A 24,551-nucleotide genomic window follows, 5' to 3' on the forward strand; every position below is an offset into this window, starting at 1 on the left:
TTCCACAAAGAGTTAGAAACAGGCAAGATGCCTGTTCCACAAAGAGTTAGAAACAGGCAAGATGCCTGTTCCACAAAGAGTTAGAAACAGGCAAGATGCCTGTTCCACAAACCAGTTAATTCAATTGTGGGGAGTAGGGGTTGGGCTTCTAGCCCGCCAAAAAATAAATTAAAGGTGAACAATATGCAATTAGACAAGATGCGACAGCGCGAACAAAAAACCGGATGGATATTAGTAGCACCAGCTTTGATAATTCTGATGCTAGTATTTGCTTACCCAATATTACGCGCTTTTTGGCTGAGTTTATTCACCCAAAACCTCGGTACTGAATTAAAACTGGTTTTTTCCGGTTTTGCTAACTACAGTCGAATGTTAGGCGACGGGCGTTTCTGGCAAACTTTAGGCAACACCACAGTATTTACAGTCGCCTCTGTTGTGCTGGAATTAATTCTCGGTATGGGCATTGCCTTAGTATTAAATCAATCCTTCGCAGGGCGCGGCATTGTTCGCACAATCTCCTTGCTACCTTGGGCTTTGCCCACTGCATTGATGGGAGTAGCTTGGGCGTGGATTTTTAACGACCAATACGGCGTAATTAACGACATTTTGAGGCGATTAGGATTGATTCAAAACAGCATTAGCTGGCTGGGAGATCCGACTTTGGCAATGATGGCAGTAATTACAGCAGATGTGTGGAAAACTACGCCCTTTGTCAGCTTGCTTTTGCTAGCGGGATTGCAATCAATTCCCGGTGATTTGTACGAAGCCCACGCGATTGACGGCGCGAGTAGCTGGCAGAGTTTCCGTCAAGTTACCGTGCCTCTGCTGATGCCCCAAATTGTGATTGCTGTGCTGTTTCGATTTGCCCAATCTTTCGGCATTTTTGACTTGATTCAGGTGATGACGGGAGGGGGGCCGGCGGGGGCAACGGAGACGGTTTCTATCTACATTTACAGCACGGTAATGAGGTATTTAGACTTTGGGTATGGGGCGGCTTTGGTGGTGTGTACTTTTTTGCTGTTAGTGGCAGCAGTTGCGATCGCCGCTTATCTGTTATCGAGAGCCCGCACCAATGCAGCCGGAGGAAACTAAGACGATTTTAGATTTGGGATTTTAGATTTTAGATAACCAACAGTTGCACTTTTATTTCATTGGTATAAATTATGTCGATCGCCCGCGAACAACCCACGAAAAAAACCTTTAACATCCGGCAATTAATCTTGCCAATCTCAGCGCTCTTAATTGTCGCCTATTTCCTCGCACCTATTATCTGGCAGGTGCTAACTTCTTTCAAAGTAAATGCAGATATTTCGGCGATTCCCAACATCTACATTCCCAAACGAATTACTTTCGAGCATTACCTGTCCCTTTTCCAGCGCCGCCCGTTTGCACTTTACATTTTAAATAGCGCTTTTGTTTCCATTACTTCAACATTACTGTGTTTAGCAGTAGGCGCTCCCGCAGCTTACGCTTTAGCCCGGTTGCGGCTGTGGGGCGAGAGAATCATCCTGGCAACTGTGACGATTGTGACGCTATTTCCGGCGGTGCTGCTATTTTTGGGACTGCTGGAAATTGTCAAAGCTTTGGATTTAGGCAATAATTATTTAGCCTTAATTATTCCTTACACCGCGATCAATTTGCCGCTGACAATTTTGGTGATGCGAAGTTTCTTTCAACAGTTGCCAAAAGATTTGGAAGATGCCGCTAAAGTTGACGGCTACAACACTTTTCAAATGCTGTGGCAAATCGTACTGCCGATGACATTTCCCGCGTTAGTCACAACTGGAATTTTGACATTTATTTCAGCTTGGAACGAGTTTATTTTTGCACTAACATTTATGACTCGCGAATCTCTGAAAACAATCCCCGTCGCAACTGCTCAACTCAGCGGGGTGTCAGTCTTTGAGATTCCTTACGGGCCGATCGCCGCAGCTACCGTTTTGGGAACTTTGCCCTTGGTTTTGCTGGTTTTGGTGTTCCAGCGACGCATTGTTCAGGGTTTAACTGCGGGGGCTGTAAAAGGATAAATCGATTTTAGATTTTAGATTTTAGATTTTAGATTGGAGAGTAGTCAGTAGTCAGTAGTCAAACAAGCAACAAAAGATTAATCCGTGTATCCGTGTTTATCCGTGTCGTGCTGTTCTTAGCAATTCCCAATTACCCATTAAAAATCATGGCAAAATTGCAACTCAAAAACCTCAATAAAACCTACAGCCCTAAAGTAGTTCCCGTAAAAGACATTAGTTTGGATGTCAGCGAAGGGGAATTTCTGACTTTGTTGGGGCCGTCGGGGTGTGGCAAATCTACGACGCTGCGGTTAATTGCAGGGTTAGAACAGCCGACTAGGGGCGAGATTAGAATTGGCGATCGCGATGTCACTTATCTCAGACCGGGCGATCGGGATATTGCAATGGTTTTTCAAAGTTACGCGCTTTATCCGCACATGACAGTATACGAGAATATGGCATCGAGCCTCAAACTTCGCAAAATCTCCTCCGGTGAAATCAACCGGTTAGTGACAGAAGTTGCAACATCCCTCGGATTGACGGAATTAATCGATCGCAAACCAGGAAAACTATCAGGCGGACAGCGGCAGCGAGTCGCCCTCGGCCGCGCATTAGTGCGCCAACCGGAAGTATTTTTGCTCGACGAACCTTTGAGCAATCTCGACGCATTATTGCGGGAAAAAGTTAGGGCCGAACTCAAACAATTATTTTCCTCCCAAAAAGCTCCTGTAGTGTACGTAACTCACGACCAAACCGAAGCAATGACGCTTTCTACCAAAGTCGCAGTTCTCAACAGTGGCAACGTGCAGCAGCTCGATCCGCCACACTTAATTTATACCCGTCCTGCAAATCAGTTTGTAGCCGGTTTTGTGGGCAGCCCGCAAATGAATTTGCTAGTGCTTAAATGCCAGGGCAATTTTGCGATTTTGGGCGATTTTCGAGTTCGACTACCAGATATGCCGACTGTGCCGCCAGAAATTGTGTTAGGAATTCGCCCGGAACACGTCGGCTTTGCAGATGTAGAGGCCGGCAATATGTCGGCCCCAGAGGCAATTAAAGGTGAGGTTTTTTTAGTGGAAAACTTGGGAATGCAAAATTTACTTAGCGTCCGAGTTAAAGGTTTGGAGTCAGTAACGGTGCGGGCTTTGCTGCCAAATGACCGCCACTGGAATTCCGAAATTGTAGAGCTGGTTTTTGGGCCTCAGTTGCTGCACTGGTTTGACGTGAAAACGGGCGATCGCTTGCAATAAGAATTTGCCCTGCAGAGCATGATTGATTAAAAATTGTCTAACCATGTGTATAAAAATATGTTTTTTGCTTCTAACTAAGTTATGACTTTAGTTAGAGGTAGAACTATTTGGCTGCTGTTAACGTGATATTCATGTGTGAAAAAGCTAATTGGCTGACACATAGGTGGCGTGTTTACCAGATTTTATCGCTAACCTATAACTCTATTTAGGTAGTTAATGGCAAGTTGAAGCTAAGTTGGCTTTACCTCGCGTTCGCTGCTGATTTTGGAGCGAGTCAATTAGATGAAAAAATGTTGAAAATTATCACCAATCAACTTAGGGAGTATTACTGAGATGAATTTGATTTCCACAGCCATTGCTCGCATCAGTTCCCTACTTAAGGGCTTTCAAATTAAGAGTTTTTTGAGTGTTGTCCTAGTTGGTTTTCTGGTGCTGACAACCACTGTTGATTCGGGACGCACTAACAAAGGTTTTGGCGCGCAAGCCAGCTCAAAGGCTGATCTAACCAATCCTGAAAGACCCCAAACAACACGGGAATGGAGGCAAGAAGCTCGCGAAACCTCAGACTCTCCCGGCGAACGAGCTCAGAAGATTGGGCAAGAGGCAGGAGCAGCCGTGAAAGAAATGGGGGAGATGTATCAAGACACTGCTAAGAGAAGTATCCGCGAATTAAAGGATTAGTAGCTCCACCTAAAAAAATATAACACTTTGAGAAACCTGATTGCTTTCGGGGCGCAGCCAAGAGTGCTCGCCCTTCCGGGTTTCTGAACACCTGAAAAGTTTGACGTTTAAATAAGTTGAGCTACTTAATACGGCAGACGCAATCAAGTAGGCGAGCATAAATAAACTAGAACAGATGCTCAAAAACCCAGTTTCACCTGAGAAACTGGGTTTTTGAGTTGGAAGCCTTTTATGTTAAATTAAATCCATTGTGACTTAGCTAGCCTCTGGAATACGAGTTCGAGGTCAAACTACGCAAACTTTCGTCTCTTTCCCTTTAGACGAATAAATAAGTGGTAAAGCGCTTAGGTTGCACCTCACATCTTGCACCATTCTCAGGAACAGGCTTTCCGGCCTGTTCCACAAAGAGTGAATTTTCTTGTGGAACAGGCCGGAAAGCCTGTTCATACAAAGCTTATTGAGAATGGTGCAACATCTCAGTTGCACCCTACATATAGAAGTTGCAGGTAATTCCTGATGAATAAACATCTTAAAAGTCTTTGCTTGACCGGCGTGCTGTTCATCCTGCCTGTTTGTCCGGCGACAATTGCCCACGCTCAACTTCCCGAAACTTCGGATACTCATGCCAAGCAAACAAATCTCCTCAAAGATGAACTGTATTTTGGCTTAACAAAACCGGGAGGCGAGACAATTTCTGAATCAGAATGGCAGGAGTTTGTCAAGGCAGTTATTACCCCTCGCTTTCGGGAGGGGCTAACCGTATTAGACGGCTCCGGGCAGTTTCTCAACAGATCGGGAATTCTGATTAGAGAAAACTCTAAAATAGTTATTTTAATTTATGAAAGTAGTCCGGAAAAGAATCAAGCTATTCATGAAATTATCGAAACTTACAAGCGCACTTTCCAGCAAGAGTCAGTGTTGCGGGCCACCAGCGAAGTTAAGGTTTCTTTCTGATGCGGTCATCGAATCAGTGTATTTATGATATTATTTGTGCTGAGCAAGGTCATATCCTCAAAGACAAGTAGGGTGCGGGTGCAAGAAAAATCATAATTTGTGGGTATCGATCGCACACTGCAAAAAATCGCTAGAAAAACCTGCCCGGGAGAAAACAAAAACATGATGAACGACGGCAACCAAAAAGCTGAAGCGCCTGAAAGCGAGGATGCACAAAATTTGTCCGGCATGGCGAAAGCTTTTATTGTGAGCATGGCTTGGTCTTACGCAGAGGCATTGGAGCGCATGAAACGATCGCGAAATCCACAGGAACCCGCGCCGGAATCTCCGACAGAACAAGTCGAACCCGATACTGAAAAAAATTAATGACAGACTATTAATGCGATCGATTTACCAAAATATCTGGGGGTGCGATCGAACGCAATAGTCAATTAGCTGTTTTGAGTTAAGAACAATCTACTCAGAACAGCGAACTGTGCAGCTTAAGCCGGATTTGTATTGGATTTTACAACAATAAAAAAAACTGGAAGCCCCGTGACCAAGAATTCCTTGATGGTACCCGCCACGTGATTTATCCGTGGAATCAATCCAAAATCTAAAATCTAAAATTCTTAAGCACCAGAATTTATCCGTGGGGTCAATCCAAAATCCAAAATCTAAAATCTAAAATCTAAAATCGAATGACCCTTCAACAAGCTCAGGAAAAGCTTTAGTCCGGGGGTGACAACTGCACTGCAGGTTGGAAGCTCAACCTATATCTATCCCAAAAAGGGATTTAAACTAAACAAAGTACGGTTTTACCGCTACAGTGTACAAAACAAATAACCAATTTTTAGATCGGTCTCATGTCTAATTCAAAAATGATTGGTAAAGCGATCGCAGGTAGCCTTTGCTTGGGCATCCTCATTAGCTTCAACGCCTCACTCGGCCCCGCATCCGCAGCAACACCAACAATTGCTGAAGCTACAGCCCCGGCCACCAGCAACATCGACACGCAACTCCTAGGCCAATGGCAAGGCACAGTCCCCTCCGGTCAGTCTTTCACCTTCGTCTTTGCCCCAGAAGGCAAATTGTTTCTCATGGCTAAAGGCCCCGACGGAGCCGCCCGCGCCAAAGAAATGAGATACAAAGTTAATCTCGGTGAAAAACCGATGCACCTTGATGTCGGCCTCAGCAGCACAGAAACCGTTGAGACTGTTTTTGAGTTGACTGCCGAAGGTCAAATGCGCCTTCAGTTGCAAGGCACCAATCCCGGACAGGCCAGACCTAATTCCTTAAACGAACAGGCAACCGTGTTTAAAAAGGTCTCCGAGGCCACTGCACTGCCTGCTGACACTCAAGTCATTGGTTTTTGAGGAAAATTGCAGGCAGAAGGCATTTATCGCAATTGTCAATTGAGTGAGGTACTGATTGGGATTTTCGATTTTCGATTTTCGATTGCGAAATTGGTAAGACAGCCGGCGAGTACCTCACCTGATTGAGAGCGGCTATAACTAGCTCTGAGTTTTCTGATTGCCACGCTTCGCGAGGAACGAAGCAATCTTAAAACTTTCCCCGTGCCTTCTGCCTTGAACAGGCCCTGCTACAATCCACTTAATCTCCCTTTAATTTTTGCCATAGACTTCCATGAGTGAAACCGTCCTAGAAGTTCGCAACCTGCAGGTTCAATTTCAATCTGCCGACGCAGGCGATGTGTCTGCAACTGTCAAAGCGGTTGACGGCATTTCGTTTGAGGTCAAGCGAGGGCAAACTCTGGGCATCGTGGGAGAGTCGGGGTCGGGAAAATCGGTAACATCCCTCGCTGTTATGGGTTTGCTTTCGAGTTCGTCAACCAAAATCGATGGCGAAATTTGGTTTTCTCCGACAAAAGACGGCGTTAGCAATGGGCCTGTGAATCTCCTGGAAATGCCGGACAGGGAAAAACAAACATACCGCGGCAGCCAGATTGCGACGATTTTTCAAGAGCCGATGAGCTCGCTAAATCCCGTTTATACGATCGGATTTCAACTCACAGAAGCCATTTGTTTGCACCAACAGGTGTCGCAGACAGAAGCGCGACGCCAAGCTGCTTCTTTGCTGCAAGAAGTGAAGCTGCTACCGGCAGACGATGAGATCAGGCAGCGGTGTTTGGCTTTGCGGCAAGAGCATTCCCGGACTGCTGCGGGGAATCAAGCACTTATGGAGGACGATCGCGATTTGATGCAGCTCGTCAACGGCCAAAAACAAGCTATGCTCGATCGCTATCCCCACGAACTCTCTGGCGGTCAAATCCAGCGCGTGATGATTGCAATGGCCATTTCTTGCAATCCAACTTTATTAATTGCTGATGAACCGACCACGGCTTTGGACGTAACCGTGCAGGCAACAATCTTAGCTTTGCTGCGCGAGTTGCGCGACTCTAGAGGCATGGCAATGATTTTTATTACCCACGATTTGGGCGTCATTGCGGAAATTGGCGATACGGTGGCGGTGATGTACCGAGGCAAGATTGTTGAGTGCGGTGCGATCGAACAAATTTTCAGCAATCCCCAACATCCTTACACAAAAGGTTTATTAGCTTGCCGCCCAACTCTCGATCGGCAAAGGCGCCGCTTGCCGACAGTTTCCGATTTTATGGATGTCACCACAAATGCTAGCGGCGAATTAGTAATTGTCGAGAAAAATGCCGATTTAGACGGCGACAACAGCGGGGGAAATCCCGCTTTTGCAACAGGAAAACCGCCTCGGCTGCCGAATATTTCCGAGCCTTTGCTAGCTGTTGATAACTTGCGAGTCGGTTTTCCGGTTCAGGGAATGTTTGGCGAAACTAAACGCTTATTTATGGCGGTAAACGATATTTCTTTTGAGGTTTATCCGGGCGAGACTTTGGGTTTGGTGGGTGAGTCTGGCTGCGGCAAATCAACTTTGGCGAGAGCTTTGCTGCAATTAATTCCCATCGCCAGCGGTAAAGTGTTTTTTGAAGGTCAAGAAATTACGCCTCCTGCGAAAAGTAGTTCGGCATCGCAGTGGATGGCTAATTATCGGATGAAAAAAGAGTACGATCGCAAATTGCGCTGGCTGCGGCGCGATCTGCAAATTATTTTTCAAGATCCTTTTAGTTCTCTCGATCCGCGCCTAAATGTTGGGGATGCGGTGATGGAACCGATGGTGATTCACCGCTTTGGTAAGAACCAGAAAGAACAGCGCGAGCGCGCTGCTTATTTGTTGGATAGAGTGGGTTTAAATCCCGATTTTATGCGGCGCTACCCTCACGAGTTTTCGGGTGGACAGAGACAGCGAATTTGTATTGCTAGAGCTTTGGCTTTGAATCCTAAGTTTATTATTTGCGATGAGTCGGTTTCGGCATTAGATGTGTCGGTGCAGGCGCAAGTTTTAAATTTGCTGAAGGAGTTGCAAACAGAGTTTGGACTGACTTATATTTTTATTTCTCACGATTTGAGCGTGGTCAAGTTTATGAGCGATCGCGCGATCGTCATGAACAAAGGTAAAATCGAAGAAATTGGCACTGCCGAGCGCATTTACCGCCAACCGCAGCAAGCTTACACGCGGCAACTCATAGCTTCTATTCCTGCCGGGAATTTGGAGCGAATTCGGCAACAGCAATTAGGCCGCAAATCTGCTTTGGGTGCTGTGGCGCCTTGGCCCCCATCGCCTGCTGATGAATCACAACAAAATTGATATCTAGTGTTTTCAACTCGTAACAATTACCAATTGCCCGTTACCAATTACTAATTAGCCCTTACGCGCGAACATAGGAGTGCAACGAAAAACTGCTACCAATATTTTTGTCATTTTATCTTCAGAAATCCACAGTTTATCTTTATTTGAACTTCATAATTTATGGTCAAATTCAACCTGATTGAACTTGACTAATATGCCTGGTTGTTCAACCCACAGCCAGCGCGCTCCACGCAGTATTTTCCTACATCAAACCAGGTCATTCCTGGACGGCAAAAGTCGTATAACACGCTACTATAACGCGCCAAGCTGCTTCAGGCGAACCCTACATAATTAGGTTCTACGTCCAGGATTAGCTAGATTAGGCCAAATGTCCAATGACTAAGAGCAATATGTAGCGTAGTATTATAGATAAACTCTCTCTATGAGTCGGAAAAACTAGAAAATGCCCACCCCAGCTAAAAAGAGATTACTCCCTAATTCCGTAAATACACTTAATTCTATGGTCGGTTTGCGTAGATTTACGCAAATTTTAAAACGCTAGATTTCGCAAGCTAGGAAAGTTTAACAATATTTAAACAGCTTTATTGTAATTTTGGCTCACCGCACGTAAAACGGGATCAAAAGTAAAAAAATGAAATCTTCTGTTCGTATCGAAGAATCAAAAAGCACTAAATTATCGAACTTACTGCACGTGTTGTGGACAAAAATTACGGCAGCAGTCACCCGAATAGAAAAGGCAGAAGGCAGCAAGGAGTATGAAAAAAAAATTAGCGTAGGGACGATCGCCCCTGGCAGTTTATTCTCAATTTTGATAATTGTACTGCTTGTCTTAAACGGGTGGCTCGTAGCTGGCAGCGGTGATAATTTCTACGATAGCCAACTCGCCCTGGGATTTTTGGGAATAGCAAATATTGTCTTTTTGGCGGTATCGGCGCGCTCAAACGCATCTGCTGTCGTAGCCCAAAACGATCGCCCATCCAGCGAACCCAACGGGGGCGATCGCTTTTTTAGCCTCTCGCTAGATCTGCTGTGCGTCCTTAGTTTTGACGGTTATATAACACTCATCAACCCAGCAGCAGAAAAAATACTCGGCTATTCCCCAGCCGAAATGGTTGGCAAACTCTTCCTTGAATTCGTGCATCCAGACGATCGCGAAATTACTTTAAAAGAAGCTGAAAGTATTGCTGCGGGGAATAATACCGTTGGGTTTGAAAACCGCTGGCGCTGTCGCAACGGTTCTTACAAGTGGATAGCCTGGACTGCTACCCGTTTCTGCGAGGAAGAATTGATCTATGGTGTTGGCCGCGACATTTCCGCTCAAGAACAAGCAGAAGCAGCGCTGCAAGAGAGTCAGCGTTTTATCGAACAAATTGCCAATGCTACTCCGAATATTCTCTATGTCTACGACGAGATCGAGCAGCGAAATGTGTACAACAACCGCGAAATCAATGTCGCGCTGGGCTATACCGTCGAAGAAGTTCAAAAAATGGGCAGCAGTCTGTTGCCTACCATTATCCACCCTGATGATTTAGCTAAATTTCCAGAATATTTGCAGCAATTGGAAACTGGTCCCGACGGCGAAGTTGGTGAGTACGAATATCGGGTGCGCGACAAAAAAGGCTGTTGGCGCTGGCTAGTCAGCCGGGAAATTGTGTTTAGCAGAACAGAGGAGGGAAAAATTAAGCAGCGTCTCGGTGCTGCTACGGACATTACAGAGCGCAAAATAGCAGAACAAGCTTTAGCAGAACAATTAAAACTTTCTTTATTCACAGCAGATGTGGGAATTGGTCTAACTCAAAACCAGACTTTGCTTGCAACTTTGCAATATTGCGCCGATGCAGTTGTGCGCCATTTGGATGTTGCCTTTGCTCGGATTTGGACGTTGAATGAAGAGGGAAATGTATTGCAACTGCAAGCAAGCGCGGGGATATATACTCACATTGACGGCGCTCACAGCCGCATTGCTGTCGGTGAGTTCAAGATTGGTTTAATCGCCCTGGAGCGACAACCTCACATCACTAATTGTGTGCAAGAAGATCCTCGCATCAAGGACAAAAAATGGGCCGAACGAGAAGGAATGGTGGCTTTTGCTGGATATCCGCTAATTGTTGACAATCAGTTGCTGGGAGTAATCGCGATGTTTGCTCGCCAGGAGTTGAATGAATCAACGCTGATTGCTTTGGCCTCAAGTGCCGATACGATCGCCCTGGGGATTAAGCGCAAACAAACAGAAGAAGCTCTCGCCCGACAAAAGCAAACTTTGAGGGCAATTATTGACAACGCTCCGATCTGGGTATGGCTGACAAATGCTAGCGGGCGGATGTTATTAATTAACAAAACTTTCTGCGAAGATGTGGCTATACCTGAATCAAGATTTTTAGCAGCATCTCACTATTCCGAAGTTTTGGGATTAGAAGCATCGGCTAAGTGCATGGAATCTGACGTGCAAGCCTGGAGCCAAAATATTCCCTGTTATACTGAAGAAGTGATGCAGCTTGCTGATGGTAAAGAACATTATTTGGAGACAATTAAAACTAAGGTCAAAGATGATTTTGGTAACGCAATCGGCTTAATCGGTTTAGGTTTGGACGTTACAAAACAAAAAGAATCTCAAAGACAGTTGCAAAAGTCGGAAGCGAGATTCCGCAAGTTAGCGGAGCAGGAAACGCTGCTGAACCAGCTAGCTAGCAATATCCGCGAATCTCTGGATTTAGATACTATTTTGGCAACAACCGTGCAGCAAATTCGCGACTTGCTGCAAGTCGATCGCTGTATTTTTATCTGGTATTTGCCCGACGCTTCGCCACCTGCTTGGGATGTCGTCCACGAAGCTAAAAATGATGATTTGTTCTCGCTTTTGGGTTATTTCCCTGCTGACATAACGGGTACGCTACCGCAAAAAATCGCTAATTTGGAAGTTTATCAAATAGATGATGTTGCAACTGTCAGCGATCCCGTCGAACAAAAATTCTTTTTGGAGCTTGGTTGCAAGTCTGTCTTGGATTTACCGATTAAAAGTGCCGGGGGTTTAACTGGTGTTGTTGGCTGCGTTTCTTGCAGGGAGGCACGCAAGTGGACAAAAGAGGAAGTGGAGTTAATGGAGGCAATTGGCGATCAATTGGGCATCGCCATCAGTCAATCTGAACTTTACACTAAAAGCGTCGATTCAGCTCGGATAGCGCAAGAACAAGCAGCCAAACTCGAAGTAACTCTGTGCGAACTCCAGCAAGCTCAAACTCAGCTCGTGCAGGCAGAAAAAATGTCTAGTCTCGGTCAGATGGTAGCAGGAATCGCCCACGAAATCAATAACCCGGTCAGCTTTATCTTCGGCAATCTTACCTATACAGAAGAATACGCCAGAAACCTGATGAAACTGGTGCAAATGTATCGAGATGAATACCCGGAACCTTCTCCAGCTCTTCAGGAGGAAATAGAAGTTTTAGAGCTGGATTTCGTGCTAGACGACTTGCCGAAAATGCTGTCTTCTATGCAGATGGGAGCTACTCGCATCCGGGATATCGTGCGGAGTTTGCGGAATTTCTCTCGCCTTGATGAATCTGACATGAAAAAGGTTAACATTCACGAAGGCATCGACAGCACATTGATGATTTTAGAACACCGTCTGAAAGTTCAGCCCGATCGCCCAGCAATTCAACTCGTTAAAGAATACGGGAAATTGCCACTGGTGGAGTGCTACGCCGGACTGTTGAATCAGGTGTTTATGAATATTATTGCTAACGCTATTGATGTGTTACAAGAACCGCTCGAAAATCCGGGAATTATCCGCATTAGTACAGAGGTAGAAGGTACTCTCGCTGTGATTAGAATTGCTGATAACGGTGCAGGTATCAGCGATCAAGTCAAGCAACGGATATTTGACCCCTTCTATACTACCAAACGGGTCGGTTCAGGAACGGGGATGGGTTTAGCGATTTCCCATTCAATTATTGTCGAAAAACATAAAGGTGAAATCAAGTGTTTCTCGGTGGTGGGGAAAGGTACTGAATTTATAATCGAGATTCCGATTAAAAGGACAGAAAATTAAATGGTTTTTCGGCAAAATACTAAGGTGGCTCAGTTGAAAAAACCATATTTTTTTTGTACTAACCTTAAGACTGATGCACCCGACAGACTACCAACAGAGAAAAGTTATTTTTCCCTAAATTTGTCTGGTGCGTATTGCCAGCCCTCCAACTAAAATTGATATGATATTAAAAATCACAAATCACAAATCACAAATCACATATGGCATTACCTCCCGGCAGTTTAGGTTTACCCCTAATTGGCGATACCCTCAACTTTTTGCAAGATTCCCAATTTGCCAAAAAACGCCACCAGCAGTACGGATCCATTTTCAAAACCAGCATTTTCGGACAGCCTACCGTGTTTATGCGTGGCCAAGAGGCTAGTTTGTTTGTTTTAAGCAATGACAACCAATATTTTGTTGTGAGTTTTCCTCCGAGTACGAAAGCGCTTTTAGGGCCGCTTTCCTTGTCACTGCAAACGGGTGCTAACCACCTAAATCGGCGCAAGTTGCTGTACCAAGCGTTTCAGCCGCGAGCTTTGGTTGGCTACATCGGCGGGATGGAAGATATCACTCAGCGCTATTTGGAAAAATGGGAAAAAATGGAAACCCTGACTTGGTATCCCGAACTGAGAAATTATACTTTTGATGTGGCGGGTAAGTTGTTAGTTGGGATTGAAAAGGCTTCGGAAACGGCGCTAGGTAATTATTTTGAAACTTGGTCTAATGGTTTATTTTCGATACCTTTAGATGTGCCTTGGACTAAGTTTGGTAAAGCGAAAAGTAGCAGAAAGTTACTGTTAGCAGAACTGGAAAAGATTATTCGCGATCGCCAAAAAGAAGCCCCTAGTGGCAATGATGCTTTGAGTTTGCTGATTTCGGCTCGCGATGACGAGGGAAATAGTTTGAGTTTGGATGAGTTAAAAGATCAAGTGCTGTTGCTGCTGTTTGCGGGACACGAAACTTTAACTTCGGCGATCGCCTCTTTTTGCCTTCTCCTGGCTCAAAATCCCGATGTGATGGCAAAAGTGCGGGCCGAACAGCAGCAGTTCCCCGCGACTGAACCCCTAACATTGGAACAGCTCAAACAAATGACTTATTTAGAGCAGGTTATGCGAGAAGTGCTGCGTTTGGTTCCACCGGCGGCAGGTGTTTTTCGGACAGTAATTAATGCTTGTGAGTTCGGTGGCTATGAAATTCCCAAGGGTTGGAGCGTGGTTTCTGGGATTACTCAAACCCATCAGGATAGTCAACTTTATCCTGAACCCGATCGATTCGACCCCGATCGATTTAGCTCGGATCGATCGGCTAAACCTTTCAGTTACGTGCCCTTTGGCGGCGGTTTGCGAGAATGTTTGGGCAAAGAATTTGCCCGATTAGAGATGAAGTTGTTTGCAGCAAAGATGGTTCGGGAGTACGAGTGGGATCTGTTACCGGATCAAGATTTGAATTTGATCACAATACCGATGCCTCATCCCCGCGACGGTTTGCGAGTAAAATTTCGTCGAATCAAAATGAAATAAGTAGAAGCTTCAGTTCTACACCCTCCTTATTTTCCTTTTCTTCTTGAGAACAGGCAAAATGCCTGTTCCACAAGAGATGAATTTTACTGTGGGGAGTAGGGGTTGGGCTTCTAGCCCGCCCTGAAAGCCTTATTGATAATGGTGCAAGATCTCAGTCTCAATCCACATCCAATTGCATCGGCCCCAAATACTTAGTTAAATAAGGCGAAAACACCTCATAAATCAGCGTCAGTGGCTTGCCGTGATGCCAAAACAAATAGTGTCGCCCCCAAAAAGGCCCCGACTGTTCAAAAGCTGACTCCAAAGCCACCGAATCACCGCAATAAATGCCCTGCACATCGCGATACAATTCTGTCCGCAGCCTCGCTAAACTAGCCCAAATTGGCAAAGATTTATTTTGTAAATATTCGTCTACGTGGCTCGCTTCCCACCAGGAAGTCGCATAGGCCAGGCGCTGTCCCGAAGCAGTCCGCAGCCACACTTGGCGGCGCAGCCGCGGCCCGGGAACGGCGACAATTTGCTCGGGTGCGCCGTCTGCGCCTTCACCCACTAAGGACATATCGATCACATCTACTTCTGTGGGTTCCCCTGTCAGCAGTTGCAGGTGACGGGTGGGAGAACCGTCGCCCAGGAGCAGTATTTGCCACGCCGGTGCTAGTTTGGTGTGGGGCAAACCCTTCTGTACTGAGTCTTCTGCTCCTTGCCACAGGGGGTTGAGAGCGTGCCAGGTGCGGCTGTTTTTGGGTGTAAATGTTGCAGTCAAGGGTCTTTACAAAACTTAATTTTTTATTTATTATAACGCTTCTGCAATTATCCACTCAAAAATCAAAAATTGCTCGACCGAGGACGATCGCCCATAGGATCTCCGGTTAAATAGTTATAATACTTTTGTTCGGGATTTTTATTCTTCCTTCTTCCTTCTTCTTTCTTCCTTCTTACTTCCACTATATGTTACGAATAACCGAAATAAAACTCCCCCTAGATCATCCTCAAGATGCGATCGCCGATGCCCTTCTCAAAAAGCTGCAAATTCCCCCCGAAGAATTGCTCAGCTATTCCATCTTCAAGCGCAGCTATGATGCTCGTAAAAAAGCAGAAATCCTCCTTGTCTATATTGTGGATGTAGAGACGACACAGGAAAAGCAACTTCTCCAACGCTTCAAAAAAGATCCTCATGTGATGGTAACACCAGACACGAGTTATCGCTATGTAGCCAAAGCCCCCAGCAATTTGACGATTCGCCCCATTGTGATTGGTACAGGGCCCTGCGGTATGTTTGCAGGTCTGATGTTGGCACAAATGGGGTTTCGCCCTATCCTTTTAGAACGCGGAAAAGCTGTGCGCGATCGCACGGCTGATACTTTTGGATTTTGGAAGAAAAAAGCAGAATTCAACCCTGAATCTAACGCTCAGTTTGGCGAAGGTGGTGCGGGTACTTTTTCCGATGGCAAACTCTACAGCCAAGTTAAAGATCCTCAGCATTATGGACGCAAGGTGCTGACGGAACTTGTGAATGCGGGAGCTTCACCAGAAATTTTATATATTAATAAACCGCATATTGGCACGTTCAAACTGGTGGGAATTGTCCAAAGTGTACGCGCCCAAATTGAATCATTAGGCGGAGAAATTCGGTTTCAAACTCGTGTAGAAGATATCCACATCGAAAATGGAAAAGTGCAGGGACTTACCCTCGCTAGCGGAGAATATATTGCTAGTAATTATATAGTTCTGGCGGTGGGACACAGCGCCCGCGATACTTTTGAAATGTTGTTTTCGCGCGGAGTTTACATCGAGGCTAAACCTTTTTCCATTGGTTTTCGGGTGGAACATCCCCAAACTATCATCGATCGCTGTCGTTTTGGCGATCGCGCGGGCCATAAGCTTTTGGGTGCCGCCGATTACAAACTGGTTCACCATTGCCAAAACAATCGTTCTGTGTATAGTTTCTGTATGTGTCCCGGTGGTTTGGTAGTGGCGGCTGCGTCAGAACCGGGGCGACTTGTTACTAATGGGATGAGTCAATATTCTCGCAATGAACGCAATGCTAACAGCGGGATTGTGGTGGGTATCACGCCGGAGGATTATCCCGGTCATCCCTTAGCAGGAATTGAGTTTCAACGTCGCTTAGAAGAACGGGCATTTGAGTTAGGAGGTGGCACTTACAACGCCCCTGGGCAGCTTGTGGGTGATTTTTTGGCAAATCGCCCTTCCACGGCGCTAGGCAGCGTGCAGCCGTCTTATACGCCGGGAGTTGTGATGACTGATTTGAGCGAAAGTTTGCCCGATTATGCGATCGCAGCTATCCGCGAAGCACTTCCGGCTTTTGACAAACAGATTAAAGGATTTGCGATGGATGATGCGGTTTTGACTGGGGTGGAAACGCGCACTTCTTCACCAATTCGGATTAAACGCAAGGAAGATTATCAGAGTTTGAATACAGAAGGCCTTTATCCTGCTGGGGAAGGTGCAGGATATGCGGGTGGAATCCTGTCGGCGGGAATTGATGGGATTAAGGTGGCGGAGGCGGTTGCTTTGAGCATATTGCGATCTGTAAATCACAAAGTTTGAGGCTGGATCAACCAACTGCAAATTCGGTGTATTGTCGGACATGAGGTGCATGATACGCCAGCACAATTTCCTGGGATGGGACACCTCGTGCTACTAACTGATCGGCGATCGCTTCTTCAGTCCCGTCATGCTGCACCCAAATTTTCCCATCTTTAATATCTACATGAATCACACAGCCATAAATCCGAGTGCTACCGTTTTTCCAACCCACATTTACAAGTTGATAGCGATCCTTTACCAGATCGAAAATCGTCTCGCTGGAAACTGGATCGCTAGGCGATCGTCGCTGGGATCGCTCAGTTAGCAACTCCTGAATATATTGACGATACAAACTTACTTTATCCATTGAGAAATCTCCTCTTTTTCGGTATCGTAAACTAAAAGCGGAATTTGATTGCGTTCAATCACCCTTTGAATAAATGAGTATTTGAAAAATCTTTTGTAAATATCTAATGGAATTGCCAAGTAAAGAGTTCTATCGGGATCGTCATCTTCTAATGCAATCCGATAGTTAATAAATTGTCCCACTGCGGTATGAAATTCTGAAATCGTCGAGGGTGCCAAAAACGTTTTGATTTCAACCGCAATTTTTTCATTATCCTTTGTCGCTGCTAATAACTGTTCTGCACCCAGATCGATATAAAAATCAACAAATCCCAGATCGATATGATAAGGATCATGAGTAATTGTCCAATCCTGATTTTGGAGGGCAGTCTTGACGAGTTCATGAAACTTATCTTTAGCTGGCCTATTTAAACGATGGCTAAGCCCGATCGAATTTCCGTATCGGTATACTCCGGCGTCCAGCCTTCTTGCGTGGTAAAATAGCGCACCGCTTTAATTTTCCGGGCTGCTGTCAAATAAAACCAGTGTTCTGTATTCGCCGGCACGTTGATAAATTCTTCCGGCTGCACAGTGAGTTCGACTTGGCTACCGTCGGGCCGCACGAAGCCGAAAATGCCCTCGCCTGCTACGATATAGCGGACTTCATCATCGGCGTGGATGTGGCACTTGTTGAATTTGGACAGCAAGGTGTCGAGGTTGGGAATGTCTGGGTGCAGTACAATTAAGTCTCGCGATTGATAGCCTGCCGTTTCCTTGAGTTGTTGAAAGTAGCCGTCGAGGCCTTGCAGCACTTGCTCTTTTTGATTGTCGTCAAGAGCATCTTTAGCTAACAAATTTTGAATTTCAGCGCTGTCACCCACGGGCCAGCGGTTGAGTTGAATGTTTAAGGAAGCGAGTTCTCGGGTAATGTCGCTTTGTTGAGTGTAGGTTGTACCGTTTTCGAGTTGCAGGATAGCCATTTTTGCACGTTCCAATTTTTGGGTGAGGCGATACACAGGCACTGTGAAAGATGTTTGTCGATCGCGCCTGTACCAGAACCACAATTTTAACGCTAATTTGAACAGGCTTTCCGGCCTGTTCCACAACAGTTCAATATTTGTCGCGATAATATTGATAAGTCAGGCGCCAGCTAGCACCCGCTGCGATCGGCAATACTGATATCTTAAATGTAACTTTTGCAACAACTATGCCTACTTATACGGGAATTTCTAGCGAAGCATTTCAACATCCCCTCGATCGCCAAGCTGAGGAAGCGCTGCGAAGCGTGCCTGGATTTGACTTAATTGCCAGCAAATTTGTAGAATTTATCTACGAACGACCGCAATTCGTTTACCTAATGGGAAATAGCATTCAAGTCGGCCCACGCCAATATGCCAGCATTTATCATATATTTCGCGAGTGCGTGCAGGCTTTAGATGTTTTTCCAGAACCAGGTTTGTTTGTTTCTCAGAATCCCTCAGTTAACAGCTATGCCCTGGGAAAAAACCAGCCTTATGTAGTATTAAACACTGGTCTTTTAGACTTGTTGGACGAGGCGGAACTGCGGGTAGTCTTGGCTCACGAGTTGGGACACATTAAATGCGGCCATCCAACTTTAAATCAAATGGCGATGTGGGCGATGAGCGTGGCATCGACAATTGGCGAGATGACTTTCGGGCTGGGAAATATGGTCGGTAGCGGTTTAATTTTCGCTTTTTACGAGTGGCGTCGCAAGGCTGAATTATCGGCAGACCGGGCGGCTTTGTTGGTAACAGATGACTTGAACAGTGTGATGAAGACGATGATGAAACTTGCGGGAGTTAGCAGTAAATATGCTGACCAATGCAGTTTGCAAGAATTTATCCGCCAGTCTGACAACTATCAAGAGCTCGATCGAGACAATCTCAACCAAGTGTATAAGTTTTTACTTTACAACGGCGGCCAAGGTGTGATGCTGAGTCACCCTTTCCCGGTGGAACGGCTGCGATATTTGCGAGACTGGGCCAGTTCCGAGGAATACCGCCAAATTAAGCTAGGAAACTACAAGCGGGCTGTAGCTGAAGGTGCGGTTGATGTGAAGTCGCAAACGCCTAACAGTGAGACGGAGGCTTTGCGCCGTCAGATTGAAGAGTTGCAGCGGGAGATCGATCGGCAAAAATCAAAGCGAAACTAAGTTTAAATTCCTCGTTCCCAGGCAGAGCCTGGGAACCAGCTAAATGTTTGTTGAAGATTTACCGGATTTGAGGGAGGGAGAAACGTAAAAGGAAGGTAGGCCAGTCAGAGACTTACTCGCAACTCGCCTCCAATCTAAAAACTGTCCCCTCCTTTCGGAAATCTGTATCTGGGGAGGTGTAGTTTAAATCAAGAGAAGCTTATAAATCAACGGGGCTAAAAAAAATGATTATTGATAACGCAATGAATACTAACAAGCCAACTTCTAATTTTTTCGGCAATGTGGGAAAAGTCGCGATCGCCCTGACTCTTCTGGCTGCCGGCATGGCATTTACAAATCCTGGGAGAGATCAATACCTAACTTATGCTTCCGGCGTACTCCAAACCGAGTTGGAAAACACTGTGTGCAAAGATTCTCGCGTGCCGAAAGCTTTGGGCGGCATTACAGATACTTTGATCGGCAGTTGCAAGAATTTGCTGACTTCGCAGCGGGGCACGATCGAAAGCTTGCTCGACAATACAACGCAGCGTCAAAACTTAGGTGTGGTCAGTATTTACACCACTGAATTAGGCAAAAAAAGCTATCAAACGGTTGGAGCTTTTGGTAATTTTGTTACCCTGCCACCGAGTTCTGAAAATGCTCAAAATTAGAGTCAAATTAAGTTCAATTGTTGAAACCGGGTTTTGTAGAAAGCCCGGTTTTTGCTTACGTAATTCTCTCTCAGTAAATCTCAATAACTTCGGAGAGCGGTAGCACCTCTTTTTAATGAGGCCCGCTATTAGAGACAAAATATTAAGTTTTCTTAAAGAAGAAATGTTATTGTGCCACTTAATATTAACATTAACGCTATAAAGTTTGATGTTTAACAAATAAGTAGATGGCAATGCAATTAAGTAAGGGTGAGAGATTTAATATCTCTAAAGAAGCGCCCGGTTTAAAAAAAATGGCGATCGCCCTCGGTTGGCAGGTGACAGAGGCAGGACAAAGCTACGAGATTGATGTCTCTGCTTTTATGCTAGGTGCTGACGGCAAAATACCTAACGATAAATATTTGATCTTTTACAATAATTTGCAATCCTTTGACAATTCGGTACTGCAAGTGATTCGGGATAAAAACAACCGAAATCAAGAGAATAAAACTATTTACGGCGTTATCTTAAAAAGAGTTAATCCTGAAATTGAGGAAATAACTTTTGTTGTCACTATTGACGAAGCCGATAAAATCAAGGCAAATTTTAGCAATATCAAAAATGCTTTTATCAAAATTATCAATTTGGATACGGGAAGCGAACTTGTTCGGTATGAATTAAAAGAGAATTTTTCGCGAGAGACTGCTGTAGAATTTGGTCGTTTGTATAGAAAGAGTGGAGAGTGGAGGTTTCAGGCGGTAGGAGCAGGATATCAGGCAGGATTGCAGAGTTTTGTTGACAAGTATTGCAGCTAAAGTAGTAATAATATTGCTCCAACTACTAACGAGTGGGCAGCGGCAACCGCAGATAATTTGCAGTTGCCGGTTTGGGAGTTGGAGGTGGAGTCAGAACCGGAAGCGGAACAGTCTAGTCTGGAGCTTTTGGTAAATTTGTTACCTTGTTACCTAGTTCTGAAAATGCTCAAAAGTAGGGTCAAATTAAGTTAAATTGTAGAAATCGGTTTGGGAGAAAGCAAGATTTTAAATTACGTAATTCTACTTAAGTAAATCTCAATATATTCAGATACAGGGAGCACATATTTTTAATCAAGCCCGCTATTAAAAGCAAAATATTAAGTTTTATTGAAGATAAAGATTATCCGGTGACTTAATATTAAGATAAACACTATAAAGTTTGATATTTAACAAATAAGCAGATGGCAATGCAATTAAGTAAGGGTGAGAGATTTAATATCTCTAAAGAAGCGCCCGGTTTAAAAAAAATGGCGATCGCCCTCGGTTGGCAGGTGACAGAGGCAGGACAAAGCTACGAGATTGATGTCTCTGCGTTTATGCTAGGTGCTGACGGCAAACTACCTAACGATAAATATTTTATTTTTTACAATAATCTGCAATCCTGCGATGGTTCGGTGCTGCAATCGATTCCTGAGAAAAACAACCGAGGTCAAGAGAATAAGAGTATTTACGGCGTTATTTTAGAGAAAATCAATCCTGAAATTGAGGAAATAACTTTTGCCGTCACTATTCACGAAGCAGATAAAATCAAGGCAAATTTTAGCAATATCAAAAATTCTTTTATCAAAATTACCAATTTGGATACGGGAAGCCAACTTGTTCGGTATGAATTAAAAGAGAATTTTTCGCGAGAGACTGGTGTAGAATTTGGTCGTTTGTATAAAAAGAATGGAGAGTGGAGATTTCAGGCGGTAGGAGAAGGATATCAGACAGGATTGCAGAGTTTGGTTGACAAGTATTACAGCGGAAATAGCAATAATATTGCTCCCATTAGTAGGGAGTTGACAGCGGGAACAGCAGCAGATGATTTGCAGTTGCCTGCTTGGGATTTGGAGGTGGATTCAGAACCGGAAGGGGAACAGTCTCGTCAGACTCGAAGGGTACAGCAATCACGAATTAACAATCAAGTTAATAATTCGCGAAGCCGCAAAATACCCGCAGCTTTATTAGCAGGTTTAGGGGTTTTGGTGTTGGGAACAAGTGTAGGGACGATCGCCTTTATGCGATCGGCAAATGAAACGCTGAAGCAAGCGAAAATACGGGCAGTTGAAACGCAGAATGCAGGGAAAGCCACCGATGTAAATCTGCTCAGAAGTTTCGATAAACGACTTAAAGAAACGCTCGCGAATTTAGAGAAAATTCCTAACTTCCCCGGCTTTGGGTATCAGCAAGCTAGAGCAGATTTACTTAAACTGCGCCCCAGTTTGGTTCCTGTACAGCAAAACTTACAGGCGGCAGAAAGTCTAGCAACGGCTCAAAAATTGGCGATGGAAGCTGCTGTGGTTGTGCAAAAACCGCCTCATCCGATCGAAGTTTGGCAGCAGTCGCAAAGTAAATGGCAACAGGCGATCGCACTTTTAGAAGCGATCGATTCACGTACACCTGTTTATAATCTAGCTCAAAATAAGTTATCTAATTACCGAGCCAATCGCGCTGTTATCAGTCAAAGAGTTGCGATCGCTCAAAAAGCGGCAAATTTCAGCAACCAAGGTTCTTTGAAAGTTCAAAAGGGAGATGTTCCGGGGGCGATCGCAAATTTTACTCAGGCTTTAGCGTTGAATCCGAACATACCTCAAGCTTACCTCGGATTGGGGATTGCTACTGGCCAACAGGGAAACAAGCAGCAGGCAATTTACAATTACGATCGAGCGCTGCAATTTAATCCTAACTTGGCAGAAGCTTATTTCGGTCGCGGTCAAGCATACTATGAATTGGGAAACAAGCAAAAGGCGATCGGGGATTACGAACAAGCTATTCGCGTTAATCCTAATTATGGTTTGGCTTATTTGGAACGAGGTGCTATTCGCTGTATGTTGGGAACAAAATCGCAAGCAGTAGCAGATTTTCAACAAGCGGGAGAACTTTTCTCAAAGCAAGGAGACGGAAATAATTACAAACTAGCACAAAGCTTTATTAAAGATTGTCAAGAACCGAGTGTACAGGCTGCAATCTGCGATTATCGAAGGAACATAGACTCCTTCGGCCGAGCCTGCGGTCGATCTGTTAATGTTCCGATTATAATTAGAAGAAAATCGGCGATCGATACCTCAAACTCTGAGTCTACTGATGTTAAAAGCAGTAGCAGCGTTGAAAAAATCTCGCCTGCAAATTCTGATAGCAGCAGTACAAGAACTCGCAGCAGGAGAAGAAGTAAAAGGTAAACGGCTGTTGCATTAGTTAGTAGATGACAAAATCTGCTGGTAAGCATCGATGGTTTGTTGGGCGATCGCCTCCCAGTTATAATGCTTTTTGGCATACTCTTGACCGTTCAATCCCCGCCGTTGGCGCTCCTGTGGATTGAGAAGTGCTGATTTGATTGAATTGGTGATCGCCCCTATTTCCAAAGGTTCTACCCAACCAGCTTCTGCTTGCTGTATGTCTTCCGCAATATGTATGCGATCGGAAATGGCGACAGGTACACCCGCGGCCATTGCTTCTGCTACAGCAATGCCAAAGTTTTCGTAATAAGAAGGCAATACAAATAAGTCGGCTTTTGTCAATAGTTCAACTTTTAAATCACCGCTCACAAAGCCAGTTATTGTTGTGTATTTTGCTAAGCTTGAATTGTGAATTTGTACTTTAATTTGTGTTTCATAATCAGCATCTTGGGGATTTGAACCAGCTAAAATAAAGTGAAACTCTATGCCAGATGCCCAAATACTTTCTAATGCTGGAATTAACAAATCAAGCCCTTTTTTAGGTTCAATTCGCGACATAAATAAGATAATTGGCACTTGAGATTCTCGCAATCTCTTAGGAAACAAACCTGCTGTCACCCCCAATGGAATCACCAAATCCCGTGGCACATGCATCTTGCCTGTGCTGCCCAAATCCCGTGGCACAGGCATCTTGCCTGTGAAGTCCAAATCCCGTGGCACAGGCATCTTGCCTGTGGAGTCCAAATCCCGTGGCACAGGCATCTTGCCTGTGAAGTCCAAATCCCGTGGCACAGGCATCTTGCCTGTGGAGTCCAAATCCCGTGGCACAGGCATCTTGCCTGTGGAGTCCAAATCCCGTGGCACAGGCATCTTGCCTGTGGAGTCCAAATCCCGTGGCACAGGCATCTTGCCTGTGCTACCCAAACCAAATCTTTCTGAGATTTTAGCCTCTTCTTTACTTGTGAAATGAATTGCAGCAGCACCTGCTAAATTAGGGCGTTCTAAAAGCGTGGCATAAATCTGTTTCAAGCGCTTTTTTTTCTGCAAATCGGCAGGGTCAAGCATACCGCAGGGACGCATAATATATGGCAAATGATGATATCTTGCAATTGTAGCCGCGAGGGTAGTTACTGGTGAGAAAAGAGCGTGAATGTGAGCCAAGTCAAACTGTCGCGCGTTTTCATTTAACCACTGCAATAACGAGAGAGAAAACTTATATCTACGAAACGGAGAACAGCGGAAATAAATAATTTGATAACCGCTTTGTTTTATTGGTTGATTTAAAGGAACATCTAAAGGAAGTTGACCGATATCTCCGTTAGAATCTGTGGTGATAATTGTGACATCGATGCCTTGGGAAGCGAGGGCCGCAGAAAGTCCGAGTACCATTTGACTCGGCCCGCCGTAGACGAGGGAAATTGAGGGGATAATTTGGAGAATTCGCATGGTTAGCACTTGGTGTTAGCTGAGGTAGCTGGTTGTGTTATTATAGAAAGAATTGCAAAATTTGCACGTTATACTAATTTAGGCGATCGGAGGCAAGTT

General features: G+C 45.0%; 20 protein-coding genes. 15 read left to right on the forward strand and 5 right to left on the reverse strand.

The features are described 5' to 3' along the window. The first annotated feature begins 183 nt into the window (after nt 1-183). The 10 genes from QUB10_RS11730 to QUB10_RS11775 all read left to right on the forward strand — a co-directional run bounded on the left by QUB10_RS11730 (nt 184) and on the right by QUB10_RS11775 (nt 14,119). Nucleotides 184-1,092, forward strand: coding sequence for a sugar ABC transporter permease (locus tag QUB10_RS11730; RefSeq protein ID WP_333202245.1), 909 nt, complete (start codon nt 184-186; stop codon nt 1,090-1,092). 71 nt (nt 1,093-1,163) lie between these two features. Further along, on the forward strand, nt 1,164-2,027 hold the full coding sequence (locus tag QUB10_RS11735) for a carbohydrate ABC transporter permease (RefSeq protein WP_333097940.1): 864 nt from the start codon (nt 1,164-1,166) through the stop codon (nt 2,025-2,027). A gap of 146 nt (nt 2,028-2,173) precedes the next feature. Beyond that, the gene (locus tag QUB10_RS11740) at nt 2,174-3,256 is read left to right on the forward strand and encodes an ABC transporter ATP-binding protein (RefSeq protein ID WP_333202247.1); all 1,083 of its coding nucleotides are present in this window, start codon (nt 2,174-2,176) and stop codon (nt 3,254-3,256) included. A gap of 333 nt (nt 3,257-3,589) precedes the next feature. Then, nucleotides 3,590-3,937, forward strand: a complete 348-nt coding sequence (locus QUB10_RS11745) for a hypothetical protein (RefSeq protein WP_333202249.1) — start codon at nt 3,590-3,592, stop codon at nt 3,935-3,937. A 516-nt stretch (nt 3,938-4,453) separates the two neighbouring features. Then, a complete protein-coding gene (locus tag QUB10_RS11750; RefSeq protein ID WP_333202251.1) occupies nt 4,454-4,891 on the forward strand; it encodes a DUF3574 domain-containing protein in 438 nt (145 codons plus the stop codon). 162 nt (nt 4,892-5,053) lie between these two features. Continuing rightward, nucleotides 5,054-5,257, forward strand: coding sequence for a hypothetical protein (locus QUB10_RS11755; protein ID WP_333202253.1), 204 nt, complete (start codon nt 5,054-5,056; stop codon nt 5,255-5,257). Nucleotides 5,258-5,736: 479 nt separating this feature from the next. Beyond that, nucleotides 5,737-6,246 (forward strand): hypothetical protein, encoded by a 510-nt coding sequence (locus tag QUB10_RS11760; RefSeq protein WP_333202255.1) that lies wholly within the window; start codon nt 5,737-5,739, stop codon nt 6,244-6,246. Nucleotides 6,247-6,517: 271 nt separating this feature from the next. After that, complete coding sequence (locus QUB10_RS11765; RefSeq protein WP_333202257.1) at nt 6,518-8,569, forward strand: ABC transporter ATP-binding protein; 2,052 nt, start codon at nt 6,518-6,520, stop codon at nt 8,567-8,569. Nucleotides 8,570-9,203: 634 nt separating this feature from the next. Then, nucleotides 9,204-12,617 (forward strand): PAS domain S-box protein, encoded by a 3,414-nt coding sequence (locus QUB10_RS11770; protein ID WP_333202259.1) that lies wholly within the window; start codon nt 9,204-9,206, stop codon nt 12,615-12,617. A 200-nt stretch (nt 12,618-12,817) separates the two neighbouring features. After that, a complete protein-coding gene (locus QUB10_RS11775) occupies nt 12,818-14,119 on the forward strand; it encodes a cytochrome P450 (RefSeq protein ID WP_333202261.1) in 1,302 nt (433 codons plus the stop codon). A 157-nt stretch (nt 14,120-14,276) separates the two neighbouring features. On the opposite strand, the gene QUB10_RS11780 is transcribed toward QUB10_RS11775, so the two are convergent. Continuing rightward, nucleotides 14,277-14,882: a chorismate lyase gene (locus QUB10_RS11780; protein ID WP_333202263.1), complete on the reverse strand. Its 606-nt coding sequence runs from the start codon at nt 14,880-14,882 to the stop codon at nt 14,277-14,279. Between the two features lie 185 nt (nt 14,883-15,067). Between QUB10_RS11780 and QUB10_RS11785 the strand changes: the two genes are divergently transcribed. Further along, nucleotides 15,068-16,687, forward strand: a complete 1,620-nt coding sequence (locus QUB10_RS11785) for an NAD(P)/FAD-dependent oxidoreductase (protein WP_333202265.1) — start codon at nt 15,068-15,070, stop codon at nt 16,685-16,687. Nucleotides 16,688-16,694: 7 nt separating this feature from the next. Here QUB10_RS11785 and QUB10_RS11790 read toward each other — a convergent pair whose 3' ends face one another. The 3 genes from QUB10_RS11790 to QUB10_RS11800 are packed head-to-tail and all read right to left on the reverse strand — an operon-like array spanning nt 16,695 to nt 17,991. Then, the gene (locus tag QUB10_RS11790) at nt 16,695-17,033 is read right to left on the reverse strand and encodes a XisI protein (protein WP_333142928.1); all 339 of its coding nucleotides are present in this window, start codon (nt 17,031-17,033) and stop codon (nt 16,695-16,697) included. After that, a complete protein-coding gene (locus tag QUB10_RS11795; RefSeq protein WP_333202391.1) occupies nt 17,021-17,461 on the reverse strand; it encodes an element excision factor XisH family protein in 441 nt (146 codons plus the stop codon). The genes QUB10_RS11790 and QUB10_RS11795 overlap by 13 nt, the downstream gene beginning before the upstream one ends. Further along, complete coding sequence (locus QUB10_RS11800) at nt 17,440-17,991, reverse strand: acireductone dioxygenase (protein ID WP_333142980.1); 552 nt, start codon at nt 17,989-17,991, stop codon at nt 17,440-17,442. The genes QUB10_RS11795 and QUB10_RS11800 overlap by 22 nt, the downstream gene beginning before the upstream one ends. A gap of 227 nt (nt 17,992-18,218) precedes the next feature. Here QUB10_RS11800 and QUB10_RS11805 point away from each other — a divergent pair, with 227 nt between their 5' ends. The 4 genes from QUB10_RS11805 (at nt 18,219) to QUB10_RS11820 (ending at nt 23,009) form a co-directional block, all read left to right on the forward strand. Next, a complete protein-coding gene (locus QUB10_RS11805; protein WP_333202267.1) occupies nt 18,219-19,184 on the forward strand; it encodes a M48 family metallopeptidase in 966 nt (321 codons plus the stop codon). 224 nt (nt 19,185-19,408) lie between these two features. Next, a complete protein-coding gene (locus QUB10_RS11810) occupies nt 19,409-19,834 on the forward strand; it encodes a DUF4359 domain-containing protein (RefSeq protein ID WP_333202269.1) in 426 nt (141 codons plus the stop codon). Between the two features lie 227 nt (nt 19,835-20,061). Beyond that, nucleotides 20,062-20,628: a TerD family protein gene (locus QUB10_RS11815; RefSeq protein ID WP_333202271.1), complete on the forward strand. Its 567-nt coding sequence runs from the start codon at nt 20,062-20,064 to the stop codon at nt 20,626-20,628. 401 nt (nt 20,629-21,029) lie between these two features. Further along, entirely contained in the window at nt 21,030-23,009 is a 1,980-nt protein-coding gene (locus QUB10_RS11820) for a TerD family protein (protein WP_333202273.1), read from the forward strand. Between the two features lie 12 nt (nt 23,010-23,021). Here QUB10_RS11820 and QUB10_RS11825 read toward each other — a convergent pair whose 3' ends face one another. After that, nucleotides 23,022-24,452, reverse strand: coding sequence for a glycosyltransferase (locus QUB10_RS11825; RefSeq protein ID WP_333202275.1), 1,431 nt, complete (start codon nt 24,450-24,452; stop codon nt 23,022-23,024). Between the last annotated feature and the right edge of the window lie 99 nt (nt 24,453-24,551).

The organism is Microcoleus sp. B5-D4 (assembly GCF_036705145.1).
GTDB lineage: Bacteria > Cyanobacteriota > Cyanobacteriia > Cyanobacteriales > Microcoleaceae > Microcoleus.